This window comes from Weizmannia sp. FSL K6-3076, from assembly GCF_038007245.1.
Lineage (GTDB): Bacteria > Bacillota > Bacilli > Bacillales > Bacillaceae_C > Weizmannia > Weizmannia faecalis.
On record NZ_JBBOWU010000001.1, the window covers coordinates 531,928 to 545,372 of the forward strand.

Here is a 13,445-nt window from a genome sequence, read left to right on the forward strand (position 1 = left end):
AACATTGAGTGACTTATGGTTCAAGCAGTTGGTAATGTGGAAAGAGGGTATATGGAAGAACATGTATGGGTAGAATTTTACTTGAAGGGATAGATGAGTGGAAAAAATGGGAAGACACGCTGTTACTTAATTTTGCTGTTGACAGCTTCCCCGGTGTGGTGATATATTTACCTCGAATAGGTCAAGAAACTCGGAAACTTAACCAAAAAGGGATATGGTAAGACCGTCAGTCGGAGGCGGTGTCTTTCAGTGTTGTGAGGTGCTTAGCAATCGAAGCTAAGTACAAGAGAATCAGAAAAGGCGTCAGCATCGAAGCTGGCGCCTTTAGTATGTCAAAGGGGGAAACCAAATGTGAAGAGAGTGATGGTCTTTATTGATGGCAATAATTTCGAAGCGGCTCTTACTGCCTTGTACGGGTCTCAGCAGAGGCTGGACTATTTAAAGTTGGCAGAATACGTGGCTGCCCGGAGAGATGGGATCCTTCAGCGCATTTATTATTACACAGCAGTCGGAAGTTTGGATAAAGAAAAAGCGGCAGCAACGAAATTATTTATTGATCATTTAAACAAAAAGGTTCCAAAATGTATCGCGAAACTGGGTTATTTAAGTGTTGTGGGAATAAATGCGCTAGGCAAGCCAATTTTTACAGAAAAAGGAACAGATGTAAATATAGCGGTAGATTTGGTGTCACTTGCTTTTAATAACGGTTATGATGAGGCAATTTTATTCAGTGCTGATACGGATTACGAAGCAGCCATTAAAATGGCCAGAAGTTTGGGGAAAAATGTGGTTGCCGGTGTCGTAGATCAACAAAAAGCGGGTTATATGAAGGATCTTTGTGATGAGTATATTACTTTAAAAAAAGAAGACTTTAATCAGTGCATGCGTTAATGAAAAAGTAAAGCTGCCCGGAGTCCGAGCCTCAAGGCAGCAAATGATGCGCTTGGCTGTATAGTTCGAATCTGTACAGCCTTCTAATCATGAGTATGAACGGACAACACGGGTTCATACCCATTTTCTTTCGACATTTTTATTCCCATTTGAAAGAATGAAAAAACCTGTCTGCCATGCCATCCGTGTGGGAATCGCTTTATGGATTAAAATACGCGTGGTTTCCGCCATAAGAGGAATAGCCTTCCTAAAGGGCACAACTTTTAATATACATAATATCTGAATTTTTTTAAAAGGAAACAAAAAGTTTCCTGCTTGTCTGTTTAAGCATGCGCCGAAGTGGGGAAAGGTATTTTGCAAAATGTACAGAAGCGCCAAAGTGCATTTGACTTCATTGAAAGTTTGGATATATTATAAATTAGAAATTTTTCCATCATGGAAGCTTCAAAAAATATCATGCAAAGAAAACTGGATAAAAAAATTTTGCTTATACATCCTAAAAGATAGCAATACCCGCCGGACATCCCGGGAAAAATACGGGTGTAGCGGGAAGAAACACGCTGGCACTTAAATATAGCCTGATTTCGAATGATCTATTTTGCGAATTTGCGTTGATGCTGGTACGGTGAGCAGCAGCAGGAATGTTTTTATTCTCTATCATATAAGAAATGAGAGGTGGGTATGATGGACTTAAGTCCGAAAGAAATTGCGGATGTAGCAATTGAAAAAGGAATAGCGAAAGCGAACAGCTCGTTTTTGTCGATGGTGGTGCTTGGTTTTTTGGGCGGGGCTTTTATTGCAATCGGTTATTTGGCTTATATCCGGGTGACCGGCACGATGCCAGCGAGCTGGGGCAGTTTTGACACATTTATGGGTGCCGCAGTGTTCCCGACCGGCCTGATCTTGATTTTGGTTGGGGGCGGCGAGCTTGTCACCGGCAATATGATGGCCGTCAGCATGGCCTGTTTTGACAAAAAGATTAACATCTTGCAGCTTATCTGGAACTGGTTGTGGATCACCATTTTTAACCTGATCGGTGCGCTGTTTGTGGCCTACTTTTTCGGGCATTTTATCGGCCTGACAGAGGGGGATTTTTTGGCGAAAACAGTTCACACGGCAGAAATGAAGACAAGCGCACCTTTTTGGCAGGCATTTGTCTCCGGGATCGGTTGTAACTGGCTTGTCAGCATGGCAGTCTGGCTTTGCTACGGCGCCAAAACGTTTGCAGGCAAAATCCTCGGCATCTGGTTTCCGATCATGGCTTTTGTGCTGATTGGGTTCCAGCACGTCGTTGCCAATATGTTCATTATTCCGGCCGCTATTTTTGCGGGGCATCTTTCATGGATGTTATTTTTGAAAAATATCATTGCCGTTTTCCTCGGGAATGCGGCAGGCGCAGTTGTGTTTGTCAGCATGCTCTACTTTATCGCATATAAAAAAGAAGGGGTGCAAAAGACAGACACTGCACTTTGAAAGGGAAGGCTTCTCACAAAATGGGAAGCCTTCCTTTTGGTTTTCGGTAAAAACCGGATCAATTTTCCAGCCATTGCAGAAAAGGACGTAAATTTGAATAGGCGAGGCAGGATGGGAATGAGTCAGCAAGAATGCAAAGATCGGATAGAAAAAGCAGCAAAAACTTTGTACCCCGCCTGGTTCTAACGGAGAAAGAGCCATTACCAAGCCCTTCGTAATAATGGGTATCACAGTGCTTCCCGAGCAAAGCTCCACTTGCTTCCGCTCCCTATTCACACAAATTTTGCATGATTCTACAAATTTCCGCAAAGGATTGATATAATAGATATATAGTCTCAGACATTGGATCTGTTACTTATGGGACATCGTTTTTTGGAAAAACAACCTGTTCATAAATTGCAGATTGATGCTGGGTACATTGTCCTATGGATATCTTTACGGATTCCGGTTTGCAAGGGGATACCCATTTTAAAAAACAAATCTATCGCAGTGGAACCAGGGGGAAGAGGATGAGCAAACTACTACATACGACTGCAGCGAAAAAAGCACTGACTAAAGTTGAAAGGGTGGCTGAAAAGGTAAGGCAGGTTTGGGATACGCAAAAGTCCGTAGAAGAGCAGGCCGACTCCATTCGTTCCCTGCTTGATCAGGAACTTGCGCGGGATGAATACTTTGTGATTGTGGATGAAAACGGTGTGGGTTATATCCATACGAACCGTCTCCGGGAAGGAACTATTTTTAATGACAAAGTGGGGCTGGCTGCTGCCGGTACAAATACAGGTCTGTTACAGGTGTACCCAAGAGATACGGGGGAAGTGCTCATTGATGCCTCGTGTCCGCTTTTGACTGAGCCAAATGGAAAGCGCTTTAATTTGCGGATGGGCAGGCTTGTTCATCAGCCGTTTATCGGTCTCCTTTTTGGGGGGATAACGGTGGTGTCGAGCGTAGCAGCATCATTGGCCGCCTATTTTTTTCATCAAGACCTGGTGGAAACAGGCAGTGTGTTCGGCATTACCCTTTTCGTCAGTCTTGTGCTTAGTTTGGTCGCCTATTTGATCATCACTCATCAGCTGCGACATTGGTATGCGGTTACAAGAAAAATTTCATCGGGGGACTTGAGCGCAATGGTGAAGACAGTAGGGCTGCGCAATGAGTTCCATCAAATCGGCTATGAAATAAATAAAATCATTTTAGGGATCCGGGCAATGATCCGTGACTTTAAAAATGGAAGCGAAACAGTGGAACAGATAAGCAAGGAACAAGAAATGGAATTGCAGCACATTTCCGCAGCTTTTGAACAAATCTCTGCAGCCGTCCAAACTTTTCGGGGCGGCGCTGAGATTCAGGGCAACTCGGTTGGAAATGCGAATGAGATGGTGGAAAAGATGATGGAAAAGGTATGGGAAATGCAGGAAGAAGCGGAGAATGCTGTTGCCGGGGCGGATGAAGCACTGAGGGATGCAAGTAAGGGAGAACAGGCTGTACAATTGGCGAAAAACCAAATGAAGGCGATTCAGGATGAGGCTTCAAATACAGCGTCTAATATCCGTTTGGTAGCCGAAGAAGCGAAAACGGTCATGGAAAAGGTGTCGGCCATTACGGAAATTTCCAAGCAAACGAATATGCTGGCACTTAATGCCTCGATTGAAGCGGCACGGGCTGGCGAGGTCGGAAACGGTTTTGCGATTGTCGCCAATGAGGTGAGAAAACTGGCGGAAGGGACAAATGTATTTGCCGAACATATCATGTCCTCTATGAAAAAAACAAGGGAAGATTTAGAAGCAGCTGTTGCGCAGGTTGAACATAATGTAAAGGCGATCGATAAGGGAATGGAGATTGTTTCGCAAACCGGTGAGACCATTATGCAATTAACAAAGAGCGCCGTCCGGACACAAGACATGGTCATCCATAATCGCAAGTCTGTTCAAAACATCACGGAGGAGGGGGAAAAGCTTCAGGAAATGATAAAAGAAATAAAAACGATTACGGAAGATTTCACCAAAACAGTGGCTGAAACGAACGCCAGCATGGAAATTCAGGTGGAAGGCGTAAATTCGATCGCTCAGAATGCAACACAGCTGGCATCGGAAGCCAAGCATCTTAACCGCATTGTGAAAAGATTTCGGGATGGAAAAGACATTTTTTAAAAAGGGGACGCCCATTTCGCAAGCGCGACGTGGACGCCCATTCTGAAAATAGGGGGAGTGATTTTCATTTTTTACGGATGCATTCATTGCGGTAGGGGTGTTCCTCCTAAAAAGAACCCTAAACCAAGCCTTAATTAAGATAACTTAAGAAACGGGTTATAAAAGCGGCTGCCGTTGTGAAAGGTGACAAGCAGTGAAGCAACCAAGATGGCCAAAAAGACAGCCATTGTTGCATAGTCCTTTAACTGAAAAGGGCGTGCACTGTACCAGGTGCGTTTTTTATTTTTTCCGAAGCCGCGTAGTTCCATCGCGTTGCTGATGGTTTCGATTTTATCAAGGCTCGACAAGATGAGCGGAATCAGGATGGTTGCCGCATTTTTTATCCGTTTCGGCAGCTTTTCTTTGCGTGACATATCTAAGCCTCTTGCCTGCTGGGAAAGGGCGATATTGTGAAAGTCCCGCTGAATATCGGGAATATAGCGGAGCGCTAGGGCAACCGCAAATGAAATCCGGTAGCTGATCCCGATTTTATTGAGCGATGCAGCAAACTCGCTTGGATGCGTCGTTACAATAAACAGAAGTGCGGCTGGAATGACCGTGAAATATTTGAGTGTAATGTTAAACTGGTAAAAAAGCTGTTCCCACGTGATATTGTACCGGCCGGCAATCGAGAACAGCACATGGCTTGTCCCGTAAATTTTTACACCCTGTCCTGGCGAAAAAATATAAATCGCAATGTTATTCAAAAGCAGAAAAGCCAAGATAAAAAGCAAAATAAATAATACTTCCCGGATCTTGATGCGTGAAATGTAAAAAATAACAAGGCTTAAAAGAAAAAGGAAAAGAAGCACACGTGTATCATAGGTAAGCATGGCAGCAAAAGACCACATCAAAAAGAGAATCAATTTTGTCGCACCAGTCAATTCATGGACGGGGGATTTCCGCTCGATATAAGACAGCATTTCGGTTGCCATTTGTCTGTAGCCCCCTTTCGTACGTGATAAAGCGTTCCGTGAAACTTTCCGGGTTCAAATGTAGCCGGTTTGCAAGCGCATAGAGGGATGTCTCTTTTAAATTGGCACGTCGGATTATATCAGGATGAGTTAAAATTCCGGCAGCCGAACCGTCGGCAATTTTTTCTCCGTCTGCAAGTACAATGGCGCGCGGCGTATACTCCAGCATGAGGTGCATGTCATGGGTGATGAAGAGAATTGTGATGCCTTTTTTGTTCAGTTCCACCAAAAACTCCATGATTTCATGGTAATGCATATAATCCTGGCCGGCAGTTGGTTCATCGAGAATCAAAATATCCGGTTCCAGTACGAGAATAGAAGCAATGGTCACCCTTTTTTTCTGTCCGAAGCTGAGCGCGGAAACAGGCCAATTCCGAAAAGGGTAAAGACCGCAAAGCCGCATGGCATTTTCTGTGCGTTTTTTGATCTCTTCCGGGGCAATTCCCCGGTTGGCCAGACCAAGCGCAATTTCATCGAAAATCATATGTTTTGAGATCATCTGGTTCGGGTTTTGCATGACCATGCCAATCCGAAGCGACCGTTCTTTAATGGTGTCGTTTGTGACGTCTTTCCCTTTGTAAAAAATTTTTCCGGAAGAAGGTTGTTCAAAGCCGCAGATCAGACGTGACAATGTTGATTTTCCTGCACCATTTTTCCCGACAATGCTTACCATTTCCCCTTTTTGGATGGTGAAAGAAAGGTTTTTGAGCACAGGCTGCCCGGGTTTATACGAAAAAGACAAATGATGGATTTCAAGCACCGGCTCTGTTTCGATGCGGGCAACCGGCTTTTTGGCATGTTTATACCAGTTTAAAAGGGCGTCTTTGCACCGGCTGAGTTGAAATGTATCCAGGTGGGCCGGATGCATTTCAGGTGTAATGCGGCAGCCGGCATATTTTGCAGCTTTGACATAAAGCGGCTCCCGGATATGGCACGTTTCCAGCACGGAAGAAGAAAGCAATTCATCCGGCGTACAATCGCTGATCATGTTGCCTTCATCCATCACAATGACTCGGTCTATTTTTTCAGCCAGTACATCCTCAAGCCGGTGTTCAATGATTATGACGGTCACGTTTGCTTTTTTTCGGATGTCCGAAATAAGCTGAATGGCTTGCTTTCCGGTTGCCGGGTCGAGATTTGCGAGCGGTTCATCAAACAAAAGAATTCCTGTATGGTCCACCATTACACCAGCAAGAGACACTTTCTGCTTTTGGCCGCCTGATAATTCATGTACATGTGCTGAAAGCTTGTTTTCAATACCGACTGTCCGAGCTGCTTTATCAACGGCATCATGCATGTCACGGAGCGCGAGACCCTCATTTTCCAGGGCAAAAGCGATGTCCTCGCCGACGGTTAAGCCAATGAACTGTCCGTCCGGATCCTGTAGCACTGTCCCGACTAATTTGGATATGGAGAAAATGTCCATATCTTTTGTTTCTTTTCCGTTTATCTTTAGACTTCCGGATACTTTGCCTTTATATGAAAAAGGAATGAGACCGTTAATGCAGTGGCCAAGTGTGCTCTTCCCCGACCCGGACTGCCCGAGGATCAGCACGCTTTCCCCCTCATAAATCGTTAAATTGATATCATGCAGGGTAGGGGTGGCCTGACTTCTGTATTGAAACGTATAATTCTGGAATTCAATGACGGGCTTTTTCATCTTTTCCTCCCGGTATTCTATCATTCTTTTCGGAGACTACCGCTTTTGCTTCTCGTTTTCGCGTAAGCAGCAATCAGCAATGTTCCGATAATCCCGACTGTCACCATGTTGGACACACCCGCGACAATGCCTTGTAAAAATACTTTATTGGCAGGTTCCGCATAGATAAGGATGTCGAGCAAAGGGGCAACAAGAAACCATCCGATTGCTTGGGCAATGACTTGTACGATATTAAACAGAAAAATCTTTTTGCCGTTTAGAATGCCGGATTCGATGTCTATTTTTTTCGAAACAAGGCCGAATAAGAAGCCGACAAGGGTAGAAACGATCACCCAGCTCCACCAGATAGACCCGTAAGAAATGGCATCCTTTAAGGCATGCCCGATCAAGCCAATCAGGGCGCCTGCAACTGGGCCGTATACAATCGACATAAGGGCAAGAAAAGCATAAGACGTTTCAATGGTCGTATTCGGGATGCCGGTCGGGATGGAAACAAACCTGCCCAAAATAATAAAAACGGCAGCGCCAATCCCGATTGCAACAATTGTGACGATCGATCTTCTGTTTGATTGCATGTCGTGTTCCCCCTATTTTTGATATACAATTTTCGGTGCTTTGCGGATGGTAATGTTCCATTTGATACCGGTATCGATATGGTAGGCTTTTGCGAAAGAGCCCTGGTTGATGGCGATGCCGAGTTTGTACAGGGAATTGATGTACAAAAGCGGTTCGCCAATATGGCTGTCGGCAAAAGAATGGCCGAATGTCATAATGTTTTTATAATGCTGGCGGGATTCGTTAAAAATCGTGACTTCGAACGAATCGCCGTAGTTGACGTCCAATTGCCTGAACAAGGAAGAATCAATATTGGTCCATAAATTGCCGAAACGGACATCCAGCGTATCGATCGTGCCTGTAATCACGCCATCCTGAAGCTCCGGTGCTTTTCTCGGCAGTTCAATAATGGAGTCAGCCGGAATTTCCGGCCCGATTTCTTCAAAACGGATCACCCCGGCAGCCAGCTTTGCGCCGGTGTAGGCATATACATCACGGCCGTGAAACGTATACGATTCTTCTGAATGCGGGAGCCGGTTGGTGGTTTCGTCAATTTCTCTGGCGGCCACAATCGTGTCTTTAATGTGGGTCAGGGTGCCGTTATCCGGTGTGATGATGTACTGGCCGTTTGCCGTTTTGGCGGCAATGCTGCGCCGATCGGATCCGACACCGGGGTCGACCACGCTCACAAACACGGTATCCGCCGGCCAGTAGGAAATCGTCTGGTACAGCCGGTAAGAAGCTTCCCAAATATGGTAGGGTGGAATTTCATGGGTCAAGTTAAAGATTCGGAGCGCTGGGTCAACCGAGACTGCTACCCCGTTCATCGCGGCTACGGCGCCGTCGCATAATCCGAAGTCTGTTTGAAGTACCAATGGTTTTGTCATATCATTTCCTCCTTGAATTTTGAAAAATAAAAAACCACGCCCCTATACGATAAGGGCGTGGTTTGAATTCACGCGGTACCACCTTCGTTCACTGTTTACTCACATAAACAGCCTTAGCCAGTACGGGAGCCTGCAATCTCCTTATACTGCGGCGCTTTAACGGGCGCTCTTCCCGCCGGAACCTACTTACGGTTAAGCTTTCAGCACGGAACTCCAAGGCCATTTTTCCGGTTCGTCCTTTTGCTTCTTTTCAGCAACCGAAGCTCTCTGTGAAAATTCGTGAACCGTACTTTTCCTTTTCCTCGTTTTTGGAATGAACTTTGAATTCATTATAGGATTAATCATTTGAAATTTCAAGATAAAATTTTATAATTTTGCTTTTTCATCAAATCCCGTCTTCTATCCTGAAAATATACATCAGCTGATTTTCGTCTTTTTGCTGGTGCCGCGCTCACTGCTGTATTGGCGTCTAATTGCGGCCGTGCCGTTTCCGGGTTGGTTGCAGATGAAAACGGCACGATTTCTGACGCTCCGCCGGTTATTGCGCCGTATACCCTCCGTCCAGCACGGCTGCCTGGCCGGTGATACCTTTTGCTTTATTGCTAACCAAAAAAACGGCATAATCAGCGATTTCTGTGACAGAAAGCAGCCGTTTTTGCGGGACAAGGGGATAAATCACTTCCTCAAGTACTTTTTCAAAAGGCACTTTCCGCGTTTCTGCCAGGTCTTTCAGCTGGTTGCGTACAAGCGGCGTGTCGACATAGCCCGGGCAAATGGCGTTGACACGAATGCCATGCTCCGCCCCTTCCAAAGCGGCTACTTTCGTCAACCCGATCACCCCGTGTTTGGCGCTGTTGTAGGCGGCTTTGCCGGCAAACCCGATCAGACCGTTAACGGATGCCATGTTTAAAATCGTGCCGCCGCCCTGTTTTTTCATGATGGGGAAAGCATATTTGATGGCCATAAAAGGGGCTGTCAGCATGACTTTAATCAGCAGTTCAAATTTCTCTGTCGGAAAGGCTTCAATCGGCGAGACGTACTGGAGCCCGGCGTTGTTAACGAGAATATCCAGACGGCCGAATGTGCCTGCCGTTGTTTCGATCACTTGCTTCAAGTCCTTTTCGATCGTGACATCACACGGTGCAGAGACAGCGCCCAATTCATCAGCTGCTTTCTGGCTTGCTTCGGCGTTTTTATCGGAAATCACGACATTGGCGCCTTCTGTTTTAAAAGCGCGCGCAATGGCAAGGCCGATGCCGCTTCCTGCCCCTGTCACAAGCGCGGTTTTTCCTTCAAGGCATTTTTCCATCCCTTTTTCCTCCCTGTAATTCGGATCAAATGATGCCAAATATGGTGTAGAGTGCAATGGCAAAGAAAACAGAAACGGTTTTAATGATGGTGACGGCAAAAATATCACGATAAGACTGCTTGTGCGTCAAACCTGTAACGGCAAGCAGCGTAATGACCGCACCGTTATGCGGAAGGGTATCCATACCGCCGGATGCCATGGCAACAACACGGTGCATGACTTCGGGCGGAATATGGGCAGCGGCAATGGCTTTGTTGTACTGATCCGCCATCGCGCTCAGTGCAATCCCCATGCCGCCCGATGCCGAGCCGGTCACCCCGGCAAGCGTTGTTGTTGTTACTGCGCCGTTTACAAGCGGATTTGTAAACGTATGGGAAATGCCGTGGCTGATCGTTGTAAAACCGGGAAGCGAGGCAATAACGCCGCCAAACCCGTATTCAGCTCCGGTATTCATCGTTGCGAGCAGAGATCCGCCGATACTTGCATTCAATCCTTCTTTTATATTTTTCGGTACCCTTTTCCAGTCAAAAGCAACCGTTGCCAAAATGCCCATGACAAGCGCCATTTCCACCGCCCAAATGGCAGCCACCGCGTTGATGTCCACCGTGCCAAAAGCGTCAAGGCCGATTTTGGAAAAATCGAATCCGTCCGGGTACCATTTCGGGATATAGGTGGTAAAAACTTTGTTCATGACACCGACAAGAACGAGCGGGACGAAAGCAAAAATCTGCCTGGCCAGCGATTGGCTTGCGGAAAGATCCGGTGCTGGTTCCTGTTCGGCTTCAAGCGCCGCGGCCGTTTCTGAAGGAAAACCGTAATAGCCCTCGCCGGATTTTTCCGCTTTTTTCCGCCTGTATTCCAAGTATAACAGGCCGCATATCAGCACGAATGCACCGCCGAGCAGACCGAGAATCGGTGCTGCATAAATGTCCGTTTTAAAGAAAGTGGTGGGGATCACGTTTTGGATTTGCGGCGTGCCAGGCAAAGCATCCATCGTAAACGTTAAGGTTCCTAAAGCGATTGTCCCGGGAATGAGCCGTTTCGGAATATCCGCTTCCCGAAACATTTGGGCGGCAAACGGATAGATCGCAAACACGGCTACAAACAAGCTTACACCGCTGTAGGTCAGAATCGCTCCAAGCAGCACGATGGCAAGCATCGCCCGTTTTGCGCCGATGAGCTGGACGATCGTTTTGGCAATAGATTCTGCAATCCCGCTCATTTCCACCACTTTGCCGAAAATGGCACCTAAAAGGAAGACAGCAAAATAAGATTTAATAAAGCTGACCATCTTTTCCATAAACACATTTGAAAAGAACGGGAGCACATATTCCGGCGCCGTCAATAGTACGGCGAGCAGCGCGCACAAAGGGGCAAACAGGATCACCGAGTACCCCCTGTATGCAACAAATATTAATAGGCCCAGCGATAATAAAATGACGAAAAAGTCCATCTTCATCCCCCATTTTTCAATTTGAGAAAACGGTTACATTTATGAGCGTATCCGATTTGCCAGCAAACCTGTTTCCATAATCATAATAAAATGCAGCTGCCACAGTTGAATCAGCTTTCGATTGCAAGCATTACCCCAAAGTATTGTTGCAAAAGCGTCCGAGGATCTGCCCGGGTTTTTCAACTCATTCGGACAACCGGACTGCAAAAAAGAAAGCAGAAGCCGCCACGCCGGGCAGCTCCTTGATTTTTACCACCTTGCTGTCAGCATTTTCCGGCGGGTGTAGAATTCGACGCCGTCTGTGCCATTTGCGTGAAGGTCGCCGAAGAAGGAATTTTTCCAGCCGGAAAACGGGAAAAAGGCCATGGGCGCAGGCACCCCAATATTAACGCCAAGCATGCCGGCCTGGATCTTTTCCCTGAAGTAGCGGACATTGCTGCCGTCTTTCGTAAACAGACAGGCGCCGTTACCAAACTCAGACTGGTTTGCCACTTCAATGGCTTCTTTCAGGCTTCCCACGCGCACAACGGAGAGGACCGGCGCAAAAATTTCATCTTTCCAAATGCGCATATCCGGGGTGACTTTGTCAAAGATGGTCGGCCCGAGGAAATAGCCATCGCCGTGCGTAGCCGCATCTTTTCTGCCGTCCCTCACCAAAACGGCGCCTTCTGCTATTCCGGTTTCGATATATTTTTCCGTACGTTCTTTATGGTCCTGTCTGATAACCGGTCCGAGGAACACACCTTCATCGAGGCCGTTGCCGATTTGGATTTCATCCGCTTTCTGCTTCAGTTTTTGCAAAAGCGGTTCGGCTGTGTTTCCGACAGCGACCACAACCGAGCAGGCCATGCACCGTTCGCCGGCTGACCCGAAAGCAGCGCCGATTACTTCTTTTACCGCGGTGTCCAGATCGGCATCCGGCATCACGATCGTATGGTTTTTGGCGCCTGCTAATGCCTGCACCCGTTTTCCGTTGGCTGCCGCGGTTTTATACACATATTCAGCCACTGGTTTTGACCCGACAAAGGAGATTGCGGGCACGTCTTCGTGTTCCAATAGACGGTTGACAACATCATGTGCGCCATGGACGATATTGAGCACGCCATCCGGCAGACCTGCTTCCCGGAACAATTCTGCAAGCCGGTTGGCAAGGAGCGGTGTGCGTTCCGACGGTTTCAGGACAAAGGTATTCCCCATCGCGATAGCCAGTGGAAACATCCAGCACGGCACCATCATCGGAAAATTGAACGGTGTAATGCCGCCTACAACACCGACCGGGTAGCGGTACATGCCGGATTCCATATTGGTTGCAATATCCGGCAGCTGTTTTCCCATCATGAGTGAAGGGGCACCTGCGGCAAACTCCACACATTCAATGCCGCGCTGCACTTCCCCGTAAGCTTCCGTATAGCTTTTTCCATTTTCCTCGGTAATCATTTTGGCGAGTTCATCCCAATGGTCCACAAGCAGCTGCTGGAATTTGAACAAGATACGCGCACGTTTCGGAACGGGCGTTGTACTCCACGTTTTGAAAGCCTCTTTTGCTGCTTCTACCGCTTCATCGACATCAAGCGCAACGGAGAGCGGCACTTCTGCAAGCAGGTCGTCTGTCGCAGGATTCGGGACAGCCTGGTAACGGGTTGTTTGCGGCTCAATCCATTTGCCGCCCACATAGTTTTTTAAAATATTTTTCGTCGTTGTGTTCAACGTCAACAGCTCCTTTTTAGAAATGAAATACAATATGTTTTCAATGATGGGGCACAGCTGCAAAGGCAAATCAGCTGTGAATTTGTATTTAAGTTTTGCCCCAGTTTGCACGATGGTTGATTTTTGACAAAACAGGGTACAGCGTAGCAATGATCCGGCCATTTTATACCGAAAAAATTTTCAGAGTGAGCGCTCATGCCGCTTTTTCCCGTTGTAAATTTTCCGGATAAGCACGCCGTCCGCAAATCAGCGGCCGCAATTTTTCAGGATAGGCGGCCATTTAACGCGGTACCAGCCGAAGATTAAAAATCAGCCGCTGCAAACTTCCAGAACCGGCCAGCCTAAAAAAT

The 13,445-nt window shown here is 46.9% G+C and carries 11 protein-coding genes and 1 other annotated feature; of the genes, 4 read left to right on the forward strand and 7 right to left on the reverse strand.

Features of this window, described 5'->3' with window-relative positions; genetic code table 11:
• The first annotated feature begins 65 nt into the window (after positions 1 to 65).
• From NSS95_RS02430 to NSS95_RS02445, 4 genes are all read left to right on the forward strand, one after another.
• A complete protein-coding gene (locus tag NSS95_RS02430) occupies positions 66 to 221 on the forward strand; it encodes a hypothetical protein (RefSeq protein ID WP_017551914.1) in 156 nt (51 codons plus the stop codon).
• 130 nt (positions 222 to 351) lie between these two features.
• Positions 352 to 891: an NYN domain-containing protein gene (locus NSS95_RS02435; RefSeq protein ID WP_014096110.1), complete on the forward strand. Its 540-nt coding sequence runs from the start codon at positions 352 to 354 to the stop codon at positions 889 to 891.
• Positions 892 to 1,575: 684 nt separating this feature from the next.
• Positions 1,576 to 2,364 (forward strand): formate/nitrite transporter family protein, encoded by a 789-nt coding sequence (locus tag NSS95_RS02440; RefSeq protein WP_014096109.1) that lies wholly within the window; start codon positions 1,576 to 1,578, stop codon positions 2,362 to 2,364.
• A gap of 509 nt (positions 2,365 to 2,873) precedes the next feature.
• Positions 2,874 to 4,511, forward strand: a complete 1,638-nt coding sequence (locus tag NSS95_RS02445) for a methyl-accepting chemotaxis protein (protein ID WP_328229145.1) — start codon at positions 2,874 to 2,876, stop codon at positions 4,509 to 4,511.
• A gap of 134 nt (positions 4,512 to 4,645) precedes the next feature.
• Here the strand turns inward: NSS95_RS02445 and NSS95_RS02450 are convergent, their stop codons facing one another.
• From NSS95_RS02450 to NSS95_RS02480, 7 genes are all read right to left on the reverse strand, one after another.
• Positions 4,646 to 5,485, reverse strand: coding sequence for an energy-coupling factor transporter transmembrane component T family protein (locus NSS95_RS02450; protein WP_017551918.1), 840 nt, complete (start codon positions 5,483 to 5,485; stop codon positions 4,646 to 4,648).
• A complete protein-coding gene (locus NSS95_RS02455; protein ID WP_017551919.1) occupies positions 5,436 to 7,184 on the reverse strand; it encodes an ABC transporter ATP-binding protein in 1,749 nt (582 codons plus the stop codon). Before NSS95_RS02455 ends, NSS95_RS02450 begins: the two co-directional genes overlap by 50 nt.
• 20 nt (positions 7,185 to 7,204) lie before the next feature.
• Positions 7,205 to 7,759: an ECF-type riboflavin transporter substrate-binding protein gene (locus NSS95_RS02460; protein ID WP_014096104.1), complete on the reverse strand. Its 555-nt coding sequence runs from the start codon at positions 7,757 to 7,759 to the stop codon at positions 7,205 to 7,207.
• A gap of 12 nt (positions 7,760 to 7,771) precedes the next feature.
• Entirely contained in the window at positions 7,772 to 8,626 is an 855-nt protein-coding gene (locus NSS95_RS02465; RefSeq protein WP_014096103.1) for an SAM hydrolase/SAM-dependent halogenase family protein, read from the reverse strand.
• A gap of 48 nt (positions 8,627 to 8,674) precedes the next feature.
• Positions 8,675 to 8,938: a binding site (T-box leader), on the reverse strand.
• Positions 8,939 to 9,164: 226 nt separating this feature from the next.
• Positions 9,165 to 9,935: a 3-hydroxybutyrate dehydrogenase gene (locus NSS95_RS02470; protein WP_014096102.1), complete on the reverse strand. Its 771-nt coding sequence runs from the start codon at positions 9,933 to 9,935 to the stop codon at positions 9,165 to 9,167.
• Positions 9,936 to 9,960: 25 nt separating this feature from the next.
• A complete protein-coding gene (locus NSS95_RS02475) occupies positions 9,961 to 11,388 on the reverse strand; it encodes a GntP family permease (protein ID WP_061577403.1) in 1,428 nt (475 codons plus the stop codon).
• A gap of 249 nt (positions 11,389 to 11,637) precedes the next feature.
• Complete coding sequence (locus NSS95_RS02480; protein ID WP_081106234.1) at positions 11,638 to 13,095, reverse strand: CoA-acylating methylmalonate-semialdehyde dehydrogenase; 1,458 nt, start codon at positions 13,093 to 13,095, stop codon at positions 11,638 to 11,640.
• Positions 13,096 to 13,445: the final 350 nt, after the last annotated feature.

Coding starts and splice junctions, on each gene's coding strand:
- NSS95_RS02430 (WP_017551914.1), top strand. CDS start 66: ATGGGTAGAATTTTACTTGAAGGGATAGATGAGTGGAAAAAATGGGAA.
- NSS95_RS02440 (WP_014096109.1), top strand. CDS start 1,576: ATGGACTTAAGTCCGAAAGAAATTGCGGATGTAGCAATTGAAAAAGGA.
- NSS95_RS02445 (WP_328229145.1), top strand. CDS start 2,874: ATGAGCAAACTACTACATACGACTGCAGCGAAAAAAGCACTGACTAAA.
- NSS95_RS02450 (WP_017551918.1), bottom strand. CDS start 5,485: ATGGCAACCGAAATGCTGTCTTATATCGAGCGGAAATCCCCCGTCCAT.
- NSS95_RS02455 (WP_017551919.1), bottom strand. CDS start 7,184: ATGAAAAAGCCCGTCATTGAATTCCAGAATTATACGTTTCAATACAGA.
- NSS95_RS02460 (WP_014096104.1), bottom strand. CDS start 7,759: ATGCAATCAAACAGAAGATCGATCGTCACAATTGTTGCAATCGGGATT.
- NSS95_RS02465 (WP_014096103.1), bottom strand. CDS start 8,626: ATGACAAAACCATTGGTACTTCAAACAGACTTCGGATTATGCGACGGC.
- NSS95_RS02470 (WP_014096102.1), bottom strand. CDS start 9,935: ATGGAAAAATGCCTTGAAGGAAAAACCGCGCTTGTGACAGGGGCAGGA.
- NSS95_RS02475 (WP_061577403.1), bottom strand. CDS start 11,388: ATGGACTTTTTCGTCATTTTATTATCGCTGGGCCTATTAATATTTGTT.